Consider the following 21,327-nt stretch of genomic DNA (forward strand, 5'->3'; position numbering starts at 1 on the left):
AGTATACAACAAAGGGTAGCAATTTGCTACCCTTTGTTGTATACGATAAAAAGCACTTATTTGCTCATTTCTGCAAAATACTTGTGGAAGAAAGGTATGGTCTCAATCCCTTTGTAGTAGTTCTCAACACCATACTTCTCGTTAGGAGAGTGGATATTGTCGCTATCTAGTCCAAAGCCCATAAGTACAGTCTTAAGTCCTAGTGTTTTCTCAAACAAGGCAACGATTGGAATGCTACCTCCACCACGTGTAGGTATCGGGTCTTTGCCAAAAGCTTCCTTTACCGCTTTTGCAGCAGCTTTGTAAGCTATAGAGTCTGTTGGGGTGACTACCGGCTCACCACCATGATGCGGTGTAACTTTTACTTTCACATCAGCAGGAGCAATGCTCAAGAAATGGTCTGTAAATAATTTAGTGATCTCATGAGAAGATTGGTCAGGAACCAAACGCATAGATATCTTAGCAAAAGCTTTTGAAGGAAGTACCGTCTTAGCACCTTCGCCAGTATATCCACCCCAAATACCATTTACATCTAGTGTAGGGCGTGTACCTGTACGCTCAAGTGTAGAGTATCCTTTTTCGCCACGTACCTCGTCTACGCCAAGATCTTTTTTGTATTCTTCAAGGTTAAATGGAGCATTGTTGATAGCTGCTCTGTCTGCATCGCTTAGGTCTATTACTTTGTCATAGAACCCTGGAATCGTGATATGACCGTTCTCATCATGTAGCGAAGCGATCATTTTGCTTAGTACATTGATCGGGTTACCCACAGCGCCACCATAAACACCACTATGTAGGTCGCGGTTAGGGCCTGTTACTTCTACCTCAACATAAGTAAGGCCACGAAGCCCTGTTTCGATAGATGGGTTTTCCATGCTTATCATAGCTGTGTCGGATACCAATACGATATCAGCAGCTAATTTCTCTTTATTTTCTTCTAGGAAAGTGCCTAGGTTGTCAGAACCAACTTCTTCCTCGCCTTCTATCATGATCTTCACGTTGCATTGAAGAGTGTTGGTTTTAGCCATCATCTCAAATGCTTTTACGTGCATGAACATTTGTCCTTTATCATCACAAGCACCACGCGCATATATATTGCCATTTTTTATCACTGGCTCAAATGGGCCACTATCCCATAGGTCTAATGGGTCCGGTGGTTGCACATCATAGTGTCCATATACTAATACTGTAGGCAAAGCCGGGTCAATGATCTTTTCACCGTATACGATCGGGTGTCCCTTTGTAGGGCATATTTCAGCAGAATCACAACCCGAGTTTAGAAGGTTTTCTTTGATAGACTCAGCACAACGAGCTACATCTTCTTTGTATTTACTATCTGCACTTACAGACGGAATGCGTAATAGATCAAGCAATTCGTCCATGAAGCGGTCTTTGTTTTCAGACATATAGTCTTTCCAAGCTTGCATATATATTAAAATTTAGGTCTCAAAAGTAAGGTAACAAAGCCAAAGACTTAAATCGCAGCCCGTATTTATGAGGATATATATCAGAAAGAAATCATAAAATCCTAAAAACAGGCTGTATAATAAAATTATGGCAAAGATTTACTATCTTTGCAGACTTTTAAATTAGTCTTTCTATATATGAAGTTGTCACAATTTAAGTTTGACCTTCCGCTTAACCTAATAGCACAGCATCCTGCAAAATCTAGAGAAGATAGTCGCCTAATGGTGGTGCATAAGGATACAGGCAAGATTGAGCATAGAACTTTCCGCGATATACAAGAATATTTTGATGACAAGGACGTGATGGTGGTAAATAACACCAAAGTGTTCCCTGCACGCTTGTATGGCCGTAAGGAAAAGACTGGTGCTAAAATTGAAGTTTTCCTTCTTCGTGAATTAAACAAGCCAAACAGACTTTGGGATGTTATAGTAGACCCTGCTCGTAAAATACGTGTAGGTAACAAGCTATACTTTGGTGATAATGATGAGTTGGTAGCAGAGGTGATTGATAATACTACTTCAAGAGGTCGTACTATCCGTTTCCTTTTTGATGGCGATGAAGAAGCATTTAAGAGAATATTAGATCAGTTGGGAGAAACGCCACTTCCTAAATACATCAAGCGTAAGCCTGATGAGGAAGATAAAGAACGTTACCAAACTGTATATGCAAAGTATGAAGGTGCTGTAGCGGCTCCTACTGCTGGTTTGCACTATAGCCGTGAGCTAATTAAAAGATTAGAGATAATCGGTGTTAAGTTTGCCGAAGTGACCTTACATACTGGTCTAGGTACTTTTCGTCCGATAGAGGTAGAAGATCTATCTAAGCATAAAATGGATGCAGAGTACTTCAATGTTGAAGACTATGCTACTCATATAGTGAACAAGGCTAAGGTGGAGGGCAGAAAAATATGTGCAGTAGGAACTACCACTATGAGAGCTATGGAGAGCGCAGTTACTGCTCAAGGTCTCCTGAAAGCAGAAGAAGGGTGGACCAATTTGTTCATTCACCCACCTCACGATTTTTCTATTGCTAACTGTTTAGTTACCAACTTCCATTTACCTAAAACTAGCTTGCTGATCATGGTTTGTGCGTTTGCAGGGTACGATTTAGCTATGGAAGCTTACCAAACAGCTATAAAGGAGAAATATCGTTTCTTCAGCTATGGAGATGCTATGTTAGTAATATAATATTTAAGAATATTTATAATGTTTTACAGACAGCGTTCGGTTTATCCGAACGCTGTCTTATTTTTGTTAGTATATGCTTGAACAAATAAAGAATATCGTAGCAGCTTCTATTGCTGTTAAAAATGAAGTCCTTAATGACCAAGTATTATTAAATACGGTTGAAAAAGTGACCTCAGTGATAACAGAAGCGTTTAAGAATGGTAACAAGGTCCTGTTCTGCGGTAATGGGGGGAGTGCAGCTGATGCGCAACACTTGGCGGCAGAGTTTAGTGGGCGTTTTTACAGCGATAGAGATCCGTTGCCTTCTGAGGCGTTGCATTGCAATACCTCTTATTTAACAGCAGTGGCTAACGATTATGGTTATGAGCATGTATACAGTAGGATAGTAAAAGGGGTAGGTAAAAAAGGAGATGTTTTGATAGGGTTAAGTACTTCGGGTAATTCTACTAATATTACAAATGCTTTACAAATGGCTAACGAGCTTGGTATGATTACTGTAGGTTTTACAGGTAAGGATGGTGGTGAGATGAAGAACCTTTGTCAATATCTGGTGAATGTGCCGAGTAAGGATACGCCAAGAATACAAGAATCGCATATTACAATAGGTCATATTATCTGCCAGCTGACGGAAGAATCATTGTTTAAAGGATAGAAAACTGGATGTTATGGGTATTGAAGTAAATAAAGATTGGACATTATTTTTAGACAGAGATGGAGTCATCAATGTTGAAAATAAAGGTACATACATCACGGATTGGAGCGAATTTAGGTTTTGTGACGGCGCGCTAGAAGCCCTAGGTAATGTAGCTCAGCTGTTTGGTACTATTATAGTAGTTACCAACCAGAGAGGTGTAGGTAGGGGAATTATGTCAATAGACGATCTGAAGGATATTAATAATAAAATGGTAGCGGCTATTGCCAATGCTTCGGGAAGAATAGATAAAGTGTATGCGTGTACGGCTTTGGAAGATGATAACCATAACCGTAAGCCTAATACAGGTATGGGGGAGCAGGCAAAAGAAGACTTTTCTAATATAGACTTTAGTAAGAGTGTAATGGTCGGTAATAATTTAAGTGATATGGAGTTTGGCAAGCGTCAGTCGATGCATACCGTGTTTTTAACGACAACAAACCCTCCTTTTGAGCTTCCGCACGACCTAATTGACGAACAATATGCTTCTTTATTGTCTTGGACAGAGCAATTTGTTTCTTCGCATATATCTGAAAACTAACAGGTTACATAGGAGAAATAGCCTTATGTGGCTATTTTGAGCTACAATTTAACAAAAAAGCCATATTTAGTGGAGAAAAATTGTTGGAGAAGCAATTTTTTCTTTACCTTTGCAATCCTTTATAATATGGCGAAGCAGTCTTTAATTAAACAGGATGGTATAATAGTCGAGGCATTGTCCAACGCAATGTTTCGAGTTAGATTGGAAAATGATCATGAGATCTTGGCAACTATTTCTGGTAAAATGCGTATGCACTACATCAGAATACTGCCTGGAGATAAAGTAGGGGTAGAGATGAGCCCTTATGATTTAACAAGAGGTCGTATTATATATAGGTATAAATAAGCGTAATCATAATTATAATTATATAACCCAACAGTAATGAAGGTTAGAGCATCAATAAAAAAACGTAGCGCCGATTGTAAGATCGTACGTCGTAAAGGGAAATTATACGTAATTAACAAGAAGAACCCAAGATTTAAGCAACGTCAAGGGTAATCATTATTAATAATAAAATTTATATACATACATGGCTCGTATAGCTGGTATTGACCTTCCGAAAAACAAGCGTGGCGAAATTGCGCTTACTTACATCTACGGTATTGGCCGTAGCACTGCTCAGTACATACTTGATAAAGCAGGTATAGACTATGATAAGAAAGCAGCGGATTGGAATGATGATGAACTATCTGAAATTCGTAACACGATTACTAACGAATTCAAGGTAGAAGGTCAGCTTCGTTCGGAAGTGCAAATGAACATCAAGCGCTTAATGGATATTGCTTGTTACAGAGGTTTACGTCACCGTAAAGGTTTACCACTTCGTGGACAGCGTACTCGTACTAACAGCCGTACTCGTAAGGGTAAGCGTAAGACAGTTGCAGGTAAAAAGAAAGCACCAAGAAAATAATAGCGTTGCCACTACTGGATCTGTTGTGGTGCAGCAGGGAGGAGTGGCTCGCGGTTGGGTGATCCCAATTTCATTTTTAGACTACCTTATTTGTAAAAAATGGCAAAAGGACAATCTTCAAAGACTTCTTCTAAGAAGCGCGTAGTTAAAGTTGATGCTTACGGTGATGCACATATCAGTGCAACATTCAACAACATCATCATTAGCTTAACAAACAAGAGCGGTCAAGTTATATCTTGGTCTTCTGCAGGTAAAATGGGCTTCCGTGGCTCAAAGAAAAACACTCCATACGCAGCTCAAACTGCTGCTCAGGATTGTGGTAAAAAAGCAATGGATGCTGGATTGAAGAAAGTGGATGTTTATGTAAAAGGACCAGGTTCTGGTCGTGAAGGTGCTATCCGTTCTTTATCAAATGTTGGTTTGGAGATCGTTACCATCAAAGACGTGACTCCATTACCGCACAACGGTTGCCGTCCTCCGAAAAAACGTAGAGTATAATATCTTTTAATAACAATTACCGTAACGGATCCGATTTTTCGATTTTTATGAGACGTTACGGGAAAATGAAAAATCGCAAATAAAAAATGGCTCGTTACACAGGACCTAAAAACAGAATTTGTAGAAAATTTGGAGAACCAATACTTGGTTCAGGAAAAAGCCTACAAAAGAACAGCTTCCCTCCGGGACAGCATGGTAACTCTCGTAGACGTAAGTCTACTTCAGAGTACGCTTTACAGCTTAAAGAAAAGCAAAAAGCAAAATATACATACGGTGTTCTAGAGAAGCAATTCCGTAACACATATGTAGAAGCTAACCGTTTGAAGGGAGCTACAGGTGAAAACCTTATCCGTCTTCTGGAAGCTAGGTTAGACAATACAGTATATCGTTTAGGTATTGCTCCTACTCGTCCTGCTGCTCGTCAACTAGTATCTCACAAGCACATCATGGTAAACGGAAATATCGTTAATATTCCTTCTTACCGTTTGAAGCCAGGTGACGTTATTGAATTGAAGCCTAAGAGTAAAGTAAACACTGACATCACTAGCATGATAGGAAGTAAAAATCCTAAAATTAGCTGGGTAGAGTGGAATGAAGGTGAGTTGAAAGGTACATACATTGCTCATCCAGAGCGCGATAGCGTTCCTGAGAATATTAAAGAGCAATTGATCGTCGAGTTATATTCTAAGTAATGATTACTTATAGCCTCTATACAGAGGCTATAGGTTTTATTATAGGCTTTTTAACAAAGCCACCATTTTTAATAATATTTTCTAAAAATAAGTAAGCTCAATATGGCCATATTGAATTTCCAAAAGCCGGATAAAATTGCTCTTCAAAAAGCAACAGATTTTGAAGCTCTATTTGAGTTCCGTCCGTTAGAACCTGGTTATGGTGTTACTATTGGTAACGCTTTACGTCGTGTTCTATTATCTTCACTTGAGGGTTATGCAATCACAGCTATCAAGATCGCTGGTGCTGACCATGAGTTTGCCACTATCAAAGGTGTGCTTGAAGATGTTACAGAGATCATTTTGAACCTTAAGCAAGTGCGCTTAAAGAAAGTGGTTGAGGATGAAGTATCTACTGACCGTGTTGAACTAACTATCAAAGGTCAAGAGAGCTTTACTGCAGGTATGATCGGTGATGCGCTTCCAAACTTTGAGGTAATGAACCCGGATTTGGTTGTTTGCAATATGGAGCCAGGTACTACTTTCCAAATAGAATTACATCTTGGTAAAGGTCGCGGTTATGTTCCTGCTGAAGAAAATCGTCCTCTTGAGGCACCTGTAGGTATCATAGCTATCGACTCTATATACACTCCGATCAAGAACGTTCAGTATCGTATTGAGAACACTCGTGTTGAGCAACGTACTGACTTTGAAAAATTGATCATGGAAGTTGCTACAGATGGTACTATTCATCCGGAAGAAGCTGTTAAAGAAGCATCTCGCATTCTTATTCAGCACTTGATGATCATTACTGACGAAAATATCTCTCTTGATACCAAACGTGAAGAGAAGGAAGCTGTAGTAGATGAAGAAACTTTACAAGTACGTAAAGTGTTGAATACTCCACTTGAAGATCTAGAACTTTCTGTACGTGCTTTTAACTGTTTGAAAGCAGCTAAGATCAATTCTCTAAGTGAGTTAGTTCAATACACTCAAGAAGAGCTAATGAAGTTCCGTAACTTCGGTCAGAAGTCTCTTTCTGAGATCGAGCAAGTACTGGGTGAGCGTGGTCTACACTTCGGTATGGATATCAGCAAATATGTTCGCAGCAGCGACTAATTAATAATTTTGCAGGATAAACTATAAGACATAGTTTATCCTGTATTTTTTATAACAAATGTACTTCGTAATTCCTTGACACGGTACGGAGGAAATTAATGACAATTTAAAAACATAAGTCATGCGTCACGGAGATAAAGTAAATAATCTAGGTCGTAAAAAGGCACACCGTAAGGCTCTAATGATGAACCTTTCGCGTCAGTTGATACAACATAAACGTATCAATACTACATTGGCTAAAGCAAAAGCACTACGTGTACATGTTGAGCCGATCATTACTCGTTCTAAAGTTGATAACACTAACAACCGTCGTGTTGCTTTTAGTTATCTTCAAGATAAAGAGACAGTTACTGAACTTTTCTCTGTTGTTGGTGATAAGGTAGCTAACCGTCCTGGTGGTTACACTCGTATCATCAAGTTACCACGTCGTATGGGTGATGCTGCTGATATGGCAATGATCGAGTTAGTTGATTTCAACGAGATCTATCAAAACACGGCTAAGAGTACTTCTGATAAGAAAACTCGTCGTAGCAGACGTAGTGGTGGTGCTAAAAAAGCAGCTCCTGCTACAGAAACTCCAGCTCCTGAAGAAACAGTTGCAGAGACTCCTGCTACAGAAGCTCCAGCACAAGAAGAGAATAAAGACTAGTTCTTTAAACTTATATAATGTTAAAGGCTACCAATTTGGTAGCCTTTTTTATTTATAATGATTTAAGTTGCAGCTATAACTATTTAGCATGAACAAAAGCAAAGTACTGGAAAGTAAGGTTTTGATCCGTTTCCCAGATTGTGACCCCTTTAATCACTTGAATAATTCTAGGTATATAGACTATTTTATTAATGCTCGCGAAGACCATCTTTGGGAAAACTACCAATTGAACATATATGCTTATGGTAAGGAGCATGGTAAAAGCTGGGTGGTAGGGCAGAATCAGATAGCTTATCTAAAACCAGCCATGTTGATGGAAACAGTAGTGATACAATCAACCTTGTTAGAATTGACGAACACAGACATTCTTGTAGAGATGTATATGTGGGATAAGACAAAGACCCAATTGAAAGCCATATTGTGGTCAAAGTTTGTTCATTTTAATTTTGCTACACAAAAGAGAGACGAACATTCAAAGGAACTGATGGATTATTTTAAGCCATTAGAAAATCCACTAGATAGAAAAATGACGTTTGAGGAACGTGTTAAAGAGATAAAGTCAAAACTATAATTATGGCAGAAGAAAGTAAATTATTTAAGGATGTCTTTTTTAAGCCTTCGTTTGTTGATGAGCTCTATGATGGGGTTGCAAAGCATGTAAAAGTAGGCACAAAGAAGAAATTCAGAGATAGCATCTTTGATAAAGAATGGAACGAAAAGGAACTAAAACAACGAGTAAAACACGTTACGGAAGTGTTACACGGATTACTCCCAAATAGTTTCCCTAAGGCTGCTAAAATAATTACAGATATAACGAAGGAGCTTTTAGCGGCTAATATTAAAGAGGTGAGTTTTGGGTACATGTGCCTTTGTGAATATATAGAACGTTATGGTCTGGAATACTATGATGAGTCTATAAAAGCAATGGAGCTGCTTACTCAATTTATGAGTTGTGAATTTGCAGTAAGACCTTTTATTATAAAGTATGAGGATAGGATGATGCGGCAAATGCTTCAATGGTCAAAACACAAAAATGCTAAAGTGCGCAGGCTGTCCACTGAGGGGTGTAGACCAAGATTGCCTTGGGGTATGGCTCTTGATAGATTTAAAGATAACCCTGCTCCAATATTACCCATACTAGAAAACTTAAAGAATGACGATGATGTATGGGTAAGAAAAAGCGTGGCCAATAATCTTAATGATATATCAAAAGACAATCCAGAACTGGCAGTGAAGCTTATTAAGAACTGGCTAGGTAAAACCAAGCATACAGACTGGGTGGCTAAGCATGCTGCACGTACCTTATTAAAACAAGGTAACACAACTGTGATGAGCTTGTTTGGTTTAGAGATGGATAAGTCAATAAAGTTGTCTGATTTTAAAGTGCTTACACCTACCGTGAAGGAGGGTAAGGATTTGAAATTCTCATTCCGTATTCATAATACTGGTAAGAAAGACAAAGTCTTACGATTAGAATATGGTATGTATTATTTAAGAGCAAATGGAACTTTGTCTAAAAAAGTATTTAAAATAAGTGAGCGTAGTTATGCCGCTGGTGAAGAATATAATGTAGAGCGAAAACAAAGTTTTAAACCTATAACTACGAGAAAATACTATAAGGGACCTCATAAAGTGTCTGTGATAATAAACGGGCATGAAATGGATACTAGTGACTTCAAGCTAATATAAAATAAGCCCTAACTATACAGTTAGGGCTTATTGTTAATACATAAGATAGACACCTACGAGGAGTAATGATACTGAGGATGTCCAAACAAAAATTGGAATTAGCTTGTTGTGCTGTTCTGCATTTTTTCTGAGGTACTTCCGAAATAGATATAAAAACATGTTGTGAATTTTTAGGACCCGAAGGTCAGGTTAGAGATTATTGTCTTTTTTAGTTGTTGTCTTTTTCTTTCTTCCAGCATCTTTCATGGCTTTGTCTATTAGCCATTCCAGTTGCCCATTGACGCTACGAAACTCATCAGCTGCCCATTTCTCCAGCTCCTTATAAGTCTCTTCGTTCAATCGTAAAACAAAACTCTTTTTCTTACCCACGTAACTTTAATGTTTTATTGATGAAGTGTGCCTGTATTGATAACAGGTTGTGTGTTTTTCTCTCCACACAGTACTACCAGCAAGTTGCTTACCATTGTTGCTTTTTTGTCTTCATCAAGATCTACTATATCTTTTTTGTTTAATTCTGTTAGTGCCATTTCCACCATGCCCACAGCTCCTTCTACTATCTTATACCTTGCTGCTACTATCGCAGTAGCCTGTTGTCTTTGTAGCATAGCTCCTGCTATTTCTTGAGCATATGCTAGATGACTAATACGTGCTTCCAGAATAGCTATGCCTGCACTTTGTAGTCTATCAGTCAGTTCTTTTTCCAATAGTGCATTTACCTCTTCGCCTCCATCTCTAAGTGTTATCTTTGCTTCTTCATCTTCAATATTATCATAGGCAAAACCACCTGCAAGACTACGTACAGCAGCTTCACTTTGTGTCACTACAAACTCTTTATAGTTAGATACCTCATAGGCTGCTTTATAGCTGTCGGCAATTTTCCATACTACAACTGCTCCGATCTCAATAGGATTACCCATTTTATCATTCACTTTTAGGGTAGGCGTTGCTAGGTTTTGAGCACGTTGTGTCAGTTTTACTGTAGAGTATAGCGGATTGACAAAAAATAAGCCATTTGCTTTTACTGTGCCTACGTATTTACCAAAGAAGTTCAAGACTCTTATATGGTTAGGGTGTATCACCATTAGTCCTTTAAGTAAGAACACCATAATGATTATACTGAGTATACCCACGAATACCCATTCTATATTAGTATCTCCCATTGCAAAGAATACAATAGATAAGACTAGTAGAACTAGTGATAATAATAAGGCTAAATAGCCATTCATTGCTTTTACGTTTTTTTCCATTTATGTAGTTTTAGTTTATTTGAAATGATATTATAATGATATCAAATTAAATTATTTTTCTGATTCCACCAAAACTTTTCATTTCTAGAGGCAGAGCTACTCTTTTTCTTTTTACTTTTATAAATAGCAATGAGATTTATAGATATACCTGGGCAACAAAAAGCTAAAGAAGGAATAATAGGCATGTGGCAGAACAACCATTTTCCTCATGCACTACTACTTGTTGGTCGTGATGGAGTAGGCGGTTTGCCAATGGCATTAGCTATTGCACAGTATATTTTTTGTGAGAACAGGCAGGAAACGGACTCTTGTGGTGAATGCGCTTCCTGTAGTAAAGTGAAAGGATTAGAACACCCCGATCTACACTTATCATTTCCCTCTATTTCTCCTAAGCCTGGTACAAAAGCAAGTAGTAAGCTTTTCATCAAAGATTTTAGAGAGTTTGTCCAGCAAACACCATACAGCTCTTCTTACGACTGGTTGCAGTTTATAAACGCGGAGAATAAACAAGGGAATATTACGGCTGAAGAGTGCAGGACGATAATTGAAGACTTGAACTTAAAGTCGTATGAAGGGAAAGGTAAAGTGCAAATTGTATGGAGGCCGGAATATTTGGGTAAGGAGGGGAATATCTTACTTAAATTAATAGAAGAACCACCTGCGAATACTTTTTTGATATTTGTGGCGGAAGATCTGGAAGAGATATTGCCAACTATCTTGTCTCGAACACAGATAATAAGACTAGCTCCTATACCAGAAGTAGATATTGCTCAACGGTTTGTAGCCAAAGGGCTAGCTGATGAAGCAAGGGCAGCTCAAGTGGCACATATGTCTCATGGTAGCTATGCCGAGGCACTTAGATTGTTGCAACACGCTGGTAATGATTTGTTTGCAAGTGTAAGGACATTGTTCAATGCTATATTCACAAATAATGGCATTGCTCTGTCAAAATTTGCAGAAGAGTGGAGTAAGGAGGGGAGAGAGAAACAAAAGAATTTTTTACAATATAATATCCAACTATTAGAGCAGGCTATAAGAGCTAAATACTTACCCGATCAAGAACCTTCTTTGCCTGAAGCAGAGTCTCAGTTTGTGAAAAAGCTGGCTTCTATGAATGTAAGTATTAATGTGTTTAATAATATGGTTGAGGAGATGACCGATACAATACATAAAGTAGAGCGTAATGCGCATAGCAAAACACAGCTACATGCACTAGCTATTAAGTTAGCTTATATTGTATCTAATAGACCAATACCTCAATTATAGACACTCTGCTGTTATATTGTTATTATATCTCCCTTTTTTTAGTATTTTCGCTAATTGTAGTTTTTTAATTATCAGGTAAGCTGAAAAGGTATCATAGGAATGAATGTTAAATGTGGATATCGGCTTACTGTCTTCATAAATATATAGTAAATGGGATGTGGAAATTGTGGGTCTGGAGCTAATGGAAAACCCGGTGGATGTAAGAGCAATGGTGGATGTAGTAGTGGTGGATGTAACAGGTTGAATGTTTTTGATTGGCTAAGTACCCTGCCCTTACCTAGTGGGGCAAAACCGTATGATATAATAGAGTTATCTTTTAATAAAGGAAGTAGAAAGGATTTTTATAGAATTAATAGCTCTATTCTTCCTGCCAAAGGCGAAATGCTAGCTCTGGAAGGCGTAAGTGGCTTCGATGTAGGCCAGGTAAGTCTTACAGGTGAGCTAGTGAAGCTACAGCTGAAAAAGAATAACGTAAAAGAAGAAGAGGTTACTAAAAAGGTGCTGCGCACGGCAACGGAAGCAGATCTTGAAGCACGTGACAAGAACAAAGAAAAAGAATCTGATTTCTTAACTCGTGCCAGAGCAATAGCTCGTCAGTTAGATCTGGAGATGAAGCTTTGTGAAGTGGAGATCCAGGCTGATGGTAAAAAAGCAACCTTCTTTTATACTGCCGACCAGCGCGTTGACTTTAGAGAGTTGATCAAGCGTTATGCTTCAGATTTCAGGGTCAAGGTAGAAATGAAGCAGATAGGTGCTCGTCAGGAAAGTGGTAAAGTAGGAGGTATAGGTAGTTGTGGTAGAGAGCTTTGCTGTAGCACTTGGCTTACCGACTTCAAAAGTGTAAACACTGCTGCCGCTCGTTATCAAAACCTTTCTATCAATCAAACTAAACTTAGTGGTCAGTGTGGTAGGCTTAAATGCTGCCTTAACTTTGAGCTAGATACCTATATGGATGCCTTGAAGGTATTCCCTGAAAATATAGAGTACGTTGAAACTGTAAAAGGGAGAGCCAATCTTCAAAAGAGAGATATATTTAAGAACCTAATGTGGTTTAGCTATAGCGATAGCAATAAGCAGTATCCTCTAAGCATAGATCGCGTAAATGAAATATTAGCACTTAACAAGGCGGGTAAAAAAGCCGAGGAGCTACAACCTGTAGAGCTGGAAGTAAGCAATGAGAAGCATGCCGCCAAAGTAGATATGGGCTTTGTGAACGATGTTGGCCAGATCAGTTTGCGCTCTCTTGAAAAAGGGAAGAAGAAAAAGAAAAAACGTCCAAGTGGAGGCGGCGGTGAAAGAAATGCCAGACCTCAAGGGCAAGGGAATAACAACAATAGGAGAAATGCTTCTGCGTCTTCACCATCTAATAAGCAAGGGCAAGGACAGGGCAAACAAGGTCAAGGACAACAAAAAGGACCAGCAAGACCTAGTAACAGAAATAACAATACTAAAAATAAGCCAGGTGGTAACAGTAACAGACCTGCTACTCAAAATAGAAGTAAACAGAGACCACCACAAAAGAAGAATGATACTAATTAAAAAAGAGGCTGCATGCAGCCTCTTTTTTACGGTATATACTTTTTGTATAGTTAGTTCGCAAATTCACTCATGAACTTGATACGCATCATTTGCAATTGTTCTATAGTCACGTTACTATCTCTAAATTCTTCATAAGCATCGTCCAAGTTATCATCTTCGCTCTCTCTGAAGTAGTCAGAGATATCCTCTTGCTCATACTCATCCAGCTCTTGATCTAGAATGTAGTCTAGATTTAACTTAGTGCCACTAGCTACAATACTTTCCATTTCTGTTAGTAAGTCGTGAGCGCTGATGCCCTTATTTTTAGCTATAGTTTCAAGAGGTATCTTTTTGTCTATGTTCTGAATGATATACACCTTCATTCCACTTTTGTTGACAACGCTTCGCATAACAAAATCGTCAGGCTTTTCTATATCATTCTCCTCTACATATTTTTCTATTAGTTGAATAAACTTCTTGCCAAAGCGCATTGCTTTGCCCTTACTTACTCCTTGTATGCGTTCTAGCTCATCAAGGGTAGTAGGATAGTTGGTGGCCATCTCGTCAAGTGAGTTCTCTAAGAAGATGACAAATGGTGGTAACCCTTTTTCTCTGGCAACATCTTTTCTTAGCTCTTTAAGCATCTCAAAGAGTACAGGGTCTGCACTGGCAGGTGCTCCTGCGTTTACCTCTTCTTCATCACTATCATCCTCTTTAAACTCGTGGTTCAATACCACCATTATAGAGAATGGCTTTTTAAGGAATTTACGACCTCTGTCGGTTATTTTAAGCAAACCATATTCTTCGATGTCTTTTCGAAGAAGGCCTTCAAGCATCATTTGTCTTATTAATGAGTGCCAGAAGTTATCTTCCATTTCCATGATAAGACCTGAACCAAAAGATTTCAATTTATCATGTTTGAATGTCTTGATTTGTGGGTTTGATTTACCTAAGATTATATTTACTACATAGTCGATATTAAAACGCTCATCAAGTTCATTAACGGTGTCTAAAACTATTTTAGAACTGTCTCTTACTTCAAGCTTTTCTTTAGGATTATTACAGTTGTCACATTTGCCGCAATTGTCCTCTTTGTATTCTTCACCAAAATAGTGGAGCAATAATTTTCTTCTACAAACACCACTTTCAGAATAAGCTACTGTTTCAGATATAAGTTGAGCACCCATTTCTCTTTCACTCAATGGCTTGTCCCTCATCAGGTGTTCAAGCTTCTGCACATCTTTATGAGAGTAATAAAGAATACAGTTACCCTCTAGTCCATCACGTCCTGCTCTACCTGTTTCTTGGTAGTAGTTCTCCAGAGATTTAGGGATATTATAGTGCATCACAAACCTTACATCTGGCTTGTCAATGCCCATACCAAAAGCTATTGTGGCTACAATAACTTCCACCTCTTCCATTAGGAATTGGTCTTGGCGTTTAGCCCTTACATTAGCATCAAGACCTGCATGGTAGGCCACAGCGGTAATTCCGTTAGCCTGCAATGTACTGGCAAGCTCCTCCGTTGTTTTTCTATTCAGGGTATATATGATACCACTCTTGCCTTTGTTCTTTCGAATGTACTTAACTATGTTTTTAAGTACATTGGCTTTACTGCCTTTGGGCAGTATCTCGTAGTATAAATTTGCCCTGTTGAAGGACGAAATGAAAATATTCGGTTTTTTAAGGTCAAGGTTCTTCACAATATCATCTTGTACCTTAGGTGTTGCCGTAGCGGTAAGGGCAATGATAGGAATATCAGCATTGATCTGTTCGATCATTGCTCTCAATTTCCTGTATTCAGGTCTGAAATCATGTCCCCATTCTGAGATACAGTGCGCCTCATCTACTGCAAAGAAAGAGATGCCTATCTGTGAGAAGAAATCTATGTTTTCTTGTTTTGTAAGCGTTTCGGGAGCTACATATAATATTTTAGTATGCCCTTGAACAATGTCTGACTTAACTTTCTTTTGTTGTGTTTTGCTTAATGTAGAGTTTAGGAAGTGTGCTATATCATCCTTGCTACAATAACTGCGTATCAGATCTACCTGATTCTTCATCAGTGCTATCAGTGGTGAGACCACAATAGCAATACCATCACTTACTAGTGCCGGTAGTTGATAACATAAAGATTTACCGCCACCTGTTGGCATTATAACAAAAGTGTCTTTCCCTGAAAGAATACTTTTTATGATCTTTTCCTGGTCTCCTTTGAAACCCTCGAAACCAAAATGCTCTAAAAGCGCTTTTTTAAGGTTCATTCTAGATTTTGTGGCAACTTTTCCTGCGTCCATACATTATTTAAAATACTAAAGTAAATGTCAGATCATCCACAATGTTTAAAAGATTAATAAGAGTTTTATCACATAAGTAAAAGGTGACAGCACACGAATTTACAACTAACAAATTAAAAAACAGCGATATAAAATGCAAAGGTTTTCTAAAATATATTTAAAAAAAATTATGCATGTTTTATTGGTTATTACCCTTTTGGGAAAGGACTTTGATAGGAGTGCCTACAGCCGATTCGCATTTATTTAAGCTTAGTAACTTGTAGTTTATCTGTACAGTTATCAAGTAGTTGTGTGATATCTTTATTTAAAATAGGATGAAGCAAATTTGGGGCAATTTCTTCAAGAGGAACTAGAGCAAAATTTCTTTTATGGATATAAGGGTGAGGTACAGTAAGGCGTTCTGTCTCTAAAATGATGTCATTGTAGAACAAGATGTCTATATCTATAGTTCTTTGTCCCCATTTCAAGGTTCTTTCCCTGCCCAGTTGTTGCTCTATTGCTAATATGTTGTCTAACAGTTCTATAGGGGTAAGTTCTGTTTCTATAGCTATTGCCATGTTTAAGAAATCGGGTTGCTCCTCAATGCCCCATGCTGCTGTTTGGTAAAAGGCAGACTGCCGGGTTACATGGCCAACTTCTTTTTCTATATATTTTATGGCAGTAGATATCCACTGTTCTCTATCTCCCTCGTTACTACCTAGTAGTAAGTATGCTGTGTTTTTAGTGTTCAACTGCCCCTTATTTTGTTGCAACATAAAATAGATAGTCGCCTAAATCATTTTCATAGTTTTCTATGATAGCGTCTATTGCGCCTGAGTTAATATCCTCCTCAAGTTTAGCTAAACCATTATTCAATTCTTCTTCTTCGACAAAAAGCCTAAAGCTGGATGCCCCACTTCTAACTTTGGGGTCTAAATATTTTTCTGGTTGATATTTATAAGCAAAAAGGAATAGGTCAGTTAGCTCTTCATGAACAAAGTATTTTTCTGTTGTTACATTGTTGAATCCATTGTTTAGTAGTAGCTCTGTCATCTTAGGGATGCTAGGTACTAGGTCTCCTGATAACTTTATCATGTCAGGAAAATAATGTTTCAACCAATATCTGTCCATTTGTTCAGGAGCGAAGCTAAGGAATACAAAACGAGCCCCTGGTTTTGCTATTCTATTGAGTTCTTTCATCCCATCTGCTATACTATCCCAGTGGTGCATGGTAAAGGTTCCTATGCCCCCATCAAAATAATTATCGTCAAAAGGTATGTTCTCAGCTTTAGCGCAAAGAAATGTTTTATCTGGATTGTTGGCTCTTGCTGCTTGAAGCATGGTTTCCGAAGGGTCAATACCTAATAGATCTACACCCATATCGCTAAGTGCCCTAAAGTAGTTGCCCGTGCCACAGCCAATGTCTAAGTATTTTCCCTCAGTATCAGGAGATAGTAAATGGTAAAGCCTGCCAGCTAGGTAGGGGTCTGCATTCCTAGTTGTATTATAGGTTGTGCCAATCGTATTATATACGGGGTTATTATCGCTCATAGTCTGGAATTTCTTTGCGAAATATTTTAGCTAATCTTTTTTGTTCTTTAACCTCAAGTAGCGCTATTAGTTTAGAATAATCAGGGTGAAGTTTGCCAGATTGACTGCTGGTGAGAAAATGAGCAATATCCGCAATCGCTTTTTTATTGTAAAGGCTAATTGTTTGAATAAAAGTGTCTGCGTTGTGAAGAGCGATATGATATATGGTTTCTTGGAGATCATCTACAGGCCCAGCACTCCAAGTTAATAGTTCCGTGCTAATAGATAAACTCTTGTGTAGCGCCATGTCGGGATAGCTATTACTGGAATGTTTAAAAGCCATCATATAGTCATGGCTATCATGGTATAGCTGGTCTTTTTCAGGAGCATTGAACATGTCCATGAAAACGTCTTTATTGTTAGGGAATGCATCTATCAAACGCAAGTGCCATTCGGGAGCATCTTTTACCTCTTGATATTTTGTAAAGACTTTCTTTAGTCTGATAGACTCTTCAGAGAGTTGTTGTGCCCAAACATAATTTGTGCCTATGCACAAGATGAATAGTAAGCAATATAATCGCTTCATAGAGTAAAAATAGGGAACCTGATTTAATAAATACCGTATAAAATCACCCATTGGTAAAAAGATAAATATGTTGAACTTCAATTACCTCCTGTATATTTGCACCTATACAGTTTGAAAAGGAATATTCTATGAAGCAGTTTTTTAAGATGTTTTTTGCCTCATTTTTGGCAATAATTATAGCAGGGGTTGTTATAGTTGGTATTGGTATCGGGTTGCTGGTGGCGGCAATATCTAATTCGGTAAAGCCAACACCTGAGAAAGTAAGTGTATCAAGTAGCAGTATTTTACGAATAGACTTGCGTTCTTCAATTCATGAAATAGGAGAAGAGAATTCTTTTGCTGCATTTAGTGGAGATGAAAGTTACACCGCAAGTTTGTATGATATAGTTAAGTCTATCAACTATGCTAAGAATGACGATGATATAAAAGGTATATACTTAAGATTGGGAAGCTCGCCGAATGGTTGGGCTACACTACAAGAAGTAAGAGAAGCAATAGCTTCATTCAAAGAAAGCGGCAAGTTTGTGTATGCCTATGGGGAGTATATTACCCAAGGAGCTTATTATGTTGCTACGGCGGCAGATAGCATTTACCTGAATCCTGTAGGTGAAATAGAACTAAAGGGTTTCGCTACAGTATTAGCGTTCTTCAAAGGCTCATTGGATAAGTTGGAGATAGAGCCGGAGATATTTTATGCAGGTAAATTTAAAAGTGCTACAGAGCCTTTTAGAACTACAAAAATGAGTGATGCCAATAGAGAGCAAATTCAAGAGTTTCAAGCAGATTTTTGGAATGAATTTGTAACTGCAGTAGCAGGCTATAGCAATAAGACAAAAGAAGAGATAATTACTATGGCACAAACAGGAGCAATAGAGTTCCCTAAAGATGCTGTTGCCAATAAACTAATCAGTAGTCTGTTATATGCAGATGGTGTCGAAGCACGATTGAAGGAAGCTGCAGGCTTGGATGAGGATAGCAAGCTGAAACTATTGTCCATTAATAGATATGCTAAAAAAGTGTATCAGAGCAGAAAGATAAAAGGAGATAAGATCGCGGTATTGGTAGCAGAAGGAGAGATCATAAAAGGTGAGAAGAACGATATGTACCAAATTGCATCTGTTGATATGGTAGAACAGATCAGAAAAGTGAAGAACAATGATGATATTAAAGCTGTTGTATTAAGAGTAAATTCTCCGGGTGGTAGTGCGCTAGCTTCAGAGATCATATGGAGAGAGTTACAGTTATTGAAAGAAAAGAAGCCTATTATAGTTTCTATGGGAGACTATGCAGCATCAGGAGGGTATTACATCTCTGCTCTTGCTGATAGTGTTTTTGTAATGCCTAATACAATTACGGGTAGTATAGGTGTCTTTTCAATGATGTTCAGCACTGAAAACTTAATGAAGAACAAATTAGGTATCACCTTTGATGGGGTGAAGACAGCACCATATGCAGACTTCCCTAGTGGCATAAGAACCTTAACTGCAGAAGAAAGAGCTCGTATGCAAAGGTCGGTAGACAATATTTACCACATCTTCAAAAGCAGAGTAGCTGAGGGTAGGCATATGGATATTAATGCTGTTGATGAAGTAGCGCAAGGTAGGGTATGGACAGGAACTGATGCTATTGAAAAAGGATTGGCAGATGGTTATGGAGGTTTGAGTAGGGCTATAGAGAGCGCATCTGCCAAGGCTGATATAGACGACTATCAGGTAGTTACTTACCCAGAGCCTGTAGATAGGTTTGAGGCATTGTTGAAAAACATCACTAATAATAGCAATGTAAAGGTAGATATAGCTAAAGCTGTAATGGAATACGAGATGAGTGAAGAGTATCAACTTATCAAGAAGTTGAAAGGATTGAAGAGAATAAACGGTCAAACAATGACTTGGCTTCCTTATACTATCGAGGTGAAATAAAGAGACCAACAATATGGAATTAGCGCCGTTCTTATTTTAACAGAACGGCGCTTTATATTTTCATAACATTTGACCTACTTGCTACCTTAGTATGTATCTTTGCCACTTCTTAATTGATAAAGAACAAGTGATAAAAGAAAACATATCAGTATTCGACATTTTTAAAATAGGTATAGGCCCAAGTAGTTCTCATACATTAGGTCCTTGGAGAGCTGCTGTGTTTTTTATTGCCTCATTGAAAAAAAGAGGACTGGAGAACATAAAAGAAGTAAAAGTGCTGCTTTATGGTTCTCTCGCTAAAACAGGTAAGGGGCATGGTACTGATGTGGCGGTATTGCTTGGCTTGTGTGAAGAAGATCCAGTAACGTTTGATGTGAATCAGGTGACGCCAAGGGTAGAGTCCATTGCTCAACACAAAAGAATATTGCTAGGTCATGAGAAAGAAATAAACTTTGACCCAAGCATTGATATAGAGTTTCTATTTACTGAGAGCTTACCATACCACCCCAATGCTTTGACCTTCTTATGTACTTATGAAGATGGTGAGCAGATAGCAGAAACCTACTATTCTATAGGCGGTGGTTTTGTGATAAAAGAAGGGGAGACTGGCTATACGAATAATAAGGTTGACTTGCACTTCCCAATTGATAAGTCAGATGACTTGCTGCACTGGGGTAGAAAGACAGGGCTAACAATTGCTGAAATAGTACAGGAAAATGAAACGGCATGGCGCAGCGAAGAAGAAACTAAGGAAGGGGTGCTAGGTATTTGGAAGGTGATGAGAGATTGTATCTATAGAGGGGCACATATCAATGGCGAACTACCGGGAGGGCTGAATGTAAAAAGAAGAGCAGCTGCGCTCAATAAAAAGCTTATTGCTGGTCAAACATACGATAGTTATGAAGAGTGGTTGGAAGCAATAAGAAATGGTGGAGACAGTTTTAAATATATATTAGACTGGGTGAGTTGTTTTGCTCTGGCGGTGAATGAAGAAAATGCTTCTTTCGGCAGAGTAGTAACAGCACCTACTAATGGCGCAGCAGGTGTTATACCAGCAGTATTGCAATACTTTGTTACTTTTTGTGATGGCAACGATGAAGATAAGATCATGCAGTTTTTATTGTCTGCATCAGAGATAGGTAGCATATTTAAGAAAGGAGCTACGATCTCTGCCGCTATGGGAGGCTGCCAAGCGGAAATAGGAGTTTCTTCTTCAATGGCTGCCGCTGCACTTACAGAAAGTTTAGGTGGTAGTATAAGGCAAGCACTGATGGCCGCAGAGATAGCAATGGAGCACCACTTAGGACTTACTTGCGATCCTGTAGCAGGGCTGGTACAAGTTCCTTGTATCGAACGTAATACCATGGGGGCTATCAAAGCTATAATGGCATCACAATTGGCATTGCAAAGCAATCCTGATAACGCTAAAGTCTCTTTAGATCATGTAGTGCATACTATGTGGGAGACGGCTCAAGATATGAATCATAAATACAAGGAGACGGCAGAAGGTGGATTGGCGGCACATATTCCATTAGCATTAAGTGAATGCTAAGCAAACAAATTATC

At 38.5% G+C, this 21,327-nt stretch carries 22 protein-coding genes and 1 pseudogene; 16 read left to right on the plus strand and 7 right to left on the minus strand.

Going from position 1 to position 21,327, the window contains the following annotated elements:
• Positions 1–56: 56 nt before the first annotated feature.
• Complete coding sequence (locus R2800_00595; protein ID MEZ5015523.1) at positions 57–1,427, minus strand: dipeptidase; 1,371 nt, start codon at positions 1,425–1,427, stop codon at positions 57–59.
• A gap of 177 nt (positions 1,428–1,604) precedes the next feature.
• Here R2800_00595 and queA point away from each other — a divergent pair, with 177 nt between their 5' ends.
• From queA to R2800_00655, 12 genes and pseudogenes are all read left to right on the plus strand, one after another.
• Positions 1,605–2,654 (plus strand): tRNA preQ1(34) S-adenosylmethionine ribosyltransferase-isomerase QueA, encoded by a 1,050-nt coding sequence (queA, locus tag R2800_00600; GenBank protein MEZ5015524.1) that lies wholly within the window; start codon positions 1,605–1,607, stop codon positions 2,652–2,654.
• 73 nt (positions 2,655–2,727) lie between these two features.
• Positions 2,728–3,306: a D-sedoheptulose 7-phosphate isomerase gene (locus R2800_00605; GenBank protein ID MEZ5015525.1), complete on the plus strand. Its 579-nt coding sequence runs from the start codon at positions 2,728–2,730 to the stop codon at positions 3,304–3,306.
• Positions 3,307–3,319: 13 nt separating this feature from the next.
• Positions 3,320–3,886 carry an HAD-IIIA family hydrolase gene (locus R2800_00610; GenBank protein MEZ5015526.1) on the plus strand — a complete coding sequence of 189 codons (567 nt, stop codon included), beginning with the start codon at positions 3,320–3,322 and terminating at the stop codon, positions 3,884–3,886.
• Positions 3,887–4,012: 126 nt separating this feature from the next.
• On the plus strand, positions 4,013–4,231 hold the full coding sequence (gene infA / locus R2800_00615) for a translation initiation factor IF-1 (protein ID MEZ5015527.1): 219 nt from the start codon (positions 4,013–4,015) through the stop codon (positions 4,229–4,231).
• A 36-nt stretch (positions 4,232–4,267) separates the two neighbouring features.
• Positions 4,268–4,384, plus strand: coding sequence for a type B 50S ribosomal protein L36 (ykgO, locus tag R2800_00620; protein MEZ5015528.1), 117 nt, complete (start codon positions 4,268–4,270; stop codon positions 4,382–4,384).
• Positions 4,385–4,415: 31 nt separating this feature from the next.
• Complete coding sequence (gene rpsM / locus R2800_00625; protein ID MEZ5015529.1) at positions 4,416–4,796, plus strand: 30S ribosomal protein S13; 381 nt, start codon at positions 4,416–4,418, stop codon at positions 4,794–4,796.
• A gap of 99 nt (positions 4,797–4,895) precedes the next feature.
• Positions 4,896–5,294, plus strand: a complete 399-nt coding sequence (rpsK, locus tag R2800_00630; GenBank protein MEZ5015530.1) for a 30S ribosomal protein S11 — start codon at positions 4,896–4,898, stop codon at positions 5,292–5,294.
• A gap of 86 nt (positions 5,295–5,380) precedes the next feature.
• The gene (gene rpsD / locus R2800_00635) at positions 5,381–5,986 is read left to right on the plus strand and encodes a 30S ribosomal protein S4 (protein MEZ5015531.1); all 606 of its coding nucleotides are present in this window, start codon (positions 5,381–5,383) and stop codon (positions 5,984–5,986) included.
• Between the two features lie 102 nt (positions 5,987–6,088).
• Positions 6,089–7,084: a DNA-directed RNA polymerase subunit alpha gene (locus R2800_00640; protein MEZ5015532.1), complete on the plus strand. Its 996-nt coding sequence runs from the start codon at positions 6,089–6,091 to the stop codon at positions 7,082–7,084.
• Positions 7,085–7,205: 121 nt separating this feature from the next.
• Positions 7,206–7,568, plus strand: a pseudogene (rplQ, locus tag R2800_00645) (50S ribosomal protein L17).
• A gap of 253 nt (positions 7,569–7,821) precedes the next feature.
• Positions 7,822–8,304, plus strand: a complete 483-nt coding sequence (locus R2800_00650) for an acyl-CoA thioesterase (GenBank protein ID MEZ5015533.1) — start codon at positions 7,822–7,824, stop codon at positions 8,302–8,304.
• Between the two features lie 2 nt (positions 8,305–8,306).
• Positions 8,307–9,422 carry a DNA alkylation repair protein gene (locus R2800_00655; GenBank protein MEZ5015534.1) on the plus strand — a complete coding sequence of 372 codons (1,116 nt, stop codon included), beginning with the start codon at positions 8,307–8,309 and terminating at the stop codon, positions 9,420–9,422.
• Positions 9,423–9,611: 189 nt separating this feature from the next.
• On the opposite strand, the gene R2800_00660 is transcribed toward R2800_00655, so the two are convergent.
• Both R2800_00660 and R2800_00665 read right to left on the minus strand, forming a co-directional pair.
• Positions 9,612–9,791, minus strand: a complete 180-nt coding sequence (locus R2800_00660; protein ID MEZ5015535.1) for a hypothetical protein — start codon at positions 9,789–9,791, stop codon at positions 9,612–9,614.
• Between the two features lie 14 nt (positions 9,792–9,805).
• Positions 9,806–10,669, minus strand: coding sequence for an SPFH domain-containing protein (locus tag R2800_00665; protein MEZ5015536.1), 864 nt, complete (start codon positions 10,667–10,669; stop codon positions 9,806–9,808).
• 129 nt (positions 10,670–10,798) lie between these two features.
• On the opposite strand from R2800_00665, the gene R2800_00670 reads away from it, so the two are divergent.
• Both R2800_00670 and ricT read left to right on the plus strand, forming a co-directional pair.
• On the plus strand, positions 10,799–11,935 hold the full coding sequence (locus R2800_00670; protein MEZ5015537.1) for a hypothetical protein: 1,137 nt from the start codon (positions 10,799–10,801) through the stop codon (positions 11,933–11,935).
• A gap of 150 nt (positions 11,936–12,085) precedes the next feature.
• A complete protein-coding gene (gene ricT / locus R2800_00675; protein ID MEZ5015538.1) occupies positions 12,086–13,474 on the plus strand; it encodes a regulatory iron-sulfur-containing complex subunit RicT in 1,389 nt (462 codons plus the stop codon).
• 50 nt (positions 13,475–13,524) lie between these two features.
• On the opposite strand, the gene recQ is transcribed toward ricT, so the two are convergent.
• The 4 genes from recQ to R2800_00695 all read right to left on the minus strand — a co-directional run bounded on the left by recQ (position 13,525) and on the right by R2800_00695 (position 17,842).
• The gene (recQ, locus tag R2800_00680) at positions 13,525–15,747 is read right to left on the minus strand and encodes a DNA helicase RecQ (GenBank protein ID MEZ5015539.1); all 2,223 of its coding nucleotides are present in this window, start codon (positions 15,745–15,747) and stop codon (positions 13,525–13,527) included.
• A gap of 239 nt (positions 15,748–15,986) precedes the next feature.
• Positions 15,987–16,502, minus strand: a complete 516-nt coding sequence (gene folK, locus R2800_00685) for a 2-amino-4-hydroxy-6-hydroxymethyldihydropteridine diphosphokinase (GenBank protein MEZ5015540.1) — start codon at positions 16,500–16,502, stop codon at positions 15,987–15,989.
• The gene (locus R2800_00690) at positions 16,486–17,277 is read right to left on the minus strand and encodes a class I SAM-dependent methyltransferase (GenBank protein MEZ5015541.1); all 792 of its coding nucleotides are present in this window, start codon (positions 17,275–17,277) and stop codon (positions 16,486–16,488) included. Before R2800_00690 ends, folK begins: the two co-directional genes overlap by 17 nt.
• Complete coding sequence (locus tag R2800_00695; protein ID MEZ5015542.1) at positions 17,267–17,842, minus strand: hypothetical protein; 576 nt, start codon at positions 17,840–17,842, stop codon at positions 17,267–17,269. The genes R2800_00690 and R2800_00695 overlap by 11 nt, the downstream gene beginning before the upstream one ends.
• Positions 17,843–17,970: 128 nt before the next feature.
• Between R2800_00695 and sppA the strand changes: the two genes are divergently transcribed.
• Together sppA and R2800_00705 are read left to right on the plus strand one after the other, a co-directional pair.
• A complete protein-coding gene (gene sppA, locus R2800_00700) occupies positions 17,971–19,761 on the plus strand; it encodes a signal peptide peptidase SppA (protein ID MEZ5015543.1) in 1,791 nt (596 codons plus the stop codon).
• Between the two features lie 91 nt (positions 19,762–19,852).
• Complete coding sequence (locus R2800_00705) at positions 19,853–21,313, plus strand: L-serine ammonia-lyase (GenBank protein MEZ5015544.1); 1,461 nt, start codon at positions 19,853–19,855, stop codon at positions 21,311–21,313.
• Positions 21,314–21,327: the final 14 nt, after the last annotated feature.

Origin of the sequence: Flavipsychrobacter sp. (genome assembly GCA_041392855.1) — a bacterium.
Classification (GTDB): domain Bacteria; phylum Bacteroidota; class Bacteroidia; order Chitinophagales; family Chitinophagaceae; genus UBA5543.

Bases quoted from the DNA above. Each gene is read 5' to 3' on its own strand.
- sppA (MEZ5015543.1), top strand. From the start codon at position 17,971: ATGAAGCAGTTTTTTAAGATGTTTTTTGCCTCATTTTTGGCAATAATT.
- infA (MEZ5015527.1), top strand. From the start codon at position 4,013: ATGGCGAAGCAGTCTTTAATTAAACAGGATGGTATAATAGTCGAGGCA.
- R2800_00640 (MEZ5015532.1), top strand. From the start codon at position 6,089: ATGGCCATATTGAATTTCCAAAAGCCGGATAAAATTGCTCTTCAAAAA.
- R2800_00665 (MEZ5015536.1), bottom strand. From the start codon at position 10,669: ATGGAAAAAAACGTAAAAGCAATGAATGGCTATTTAGCCTTATTATTA.
- R2800_00695 (MEZ5015542.1), bottom strand. From the start codon at position 17,842: ATGAAGCGATTATATTGCTTACTATTCATCTTGTGCATAGGCACAAAT.
- queA (MEZ5015524.1), top strand. From the start codon at position 1,605: ATGAAGTTGTCACAATTTAAGTTTGACCTTCCGCTTAACCTAATAGCA.
- R2800_00705 (MEZ5015544.1), top strand. From the start codon at position 19,853: ATGTATCTTTGCCACTTCTTAATTGATAAAGAACAAGTGATAAAAGAA.
- ykgO (MEZ5015528.1), top strand. From the start codon at position 4,268: ATGAAGGTTAGAGCATCAATAAAAAAACGTAGCGCCGATTGTAAGATC.
- R2800_00605 (MEZ5015525.1), top strand. From the start codon at position 2,728: ATGCTTGAACAAATAAAGAATATCGTAGCAGCTTCTATTGCTGTTAAA.
- rpsK (MEZ5015530.1), top strand. From the start codon at position 4,896: ATGGCAAAAGGACAATCTTCAAAGACTTCTTCTAAGAAGCGCGTAGTT.
- R2800_00595 (MEZ5015523.1), bottom strand. From the start codon at position 1,427: ATGCAAGCTTGGAAAGACTATATGTCTGAAAACAAAGACCGCTTCATG.
- R2800_00655 (MEZ5015534.1), top strand. From the start codon at position 8,307: ATGGCAGAAGAAAGTAAATTATTTAAGGATGTCTTTTTTAAGCCTTCG.
- R2800_00650 (MEZ5015533.1), top strand. From the start codon at position 7,822: ATGAACAAAAGCAAAGTACTGGAAAGTAAGGTTTTGATCCGTTTCCCA.
- ricT (MEZ5015538.1), top strand. From the start codon at position 12,086: ATGGGATGTGGAAATTGTGGGTCTGGAGCTAATGGAAAACCCGGTGGA.
- R2800_00610 (MEZ5015526.1), top strand. From the start codon at position 3,320: ATGGGTATTGAAGTAAATAAAGATTGGACATTATTTTTAGACAGAGAT.
- rpsM (MEZ5015529.1), top strand. From the start codon at position 4,416: ATGGCTCGTATAGCTGGTATTGACCTTCCGAAAAACAAGCGTGGCGAA.
- folK (MEZ5015540.1), bottom strand. From the start codon at position 16,502: ATGTTGCAACAAAATAAGGGGCAGTTGAACACTAAAAACACAGCATAC.
- rpsD (MEZ5015531.1), top strand. From the start codon at position 5,381: ATGGCTCGTTACACAGGACCTAAAAACAGAATTTGTAGAAAATTTGGA.
- R2800_00690 (MEZ5015541.1), bottom strand. From the start codon at position 17,277: ATGAGCGATAATAACCCCGTATATAATACGATTGGCACAACCTATAAT.
- R2800_00670 (MEZ5015537.1), top strand. From the start codon at position 10,799: ATGAGATTTATAGATATACCTGGGCAACAAAAAGCTAAAGAAGGAATA.
- recQ (MEZ5015539.1), bottom strand. From the start codon at position 15,747: ATGGACGCAGGAAAAGTTGCCACAAAATCTAGAATGAACCTTAAAAAA.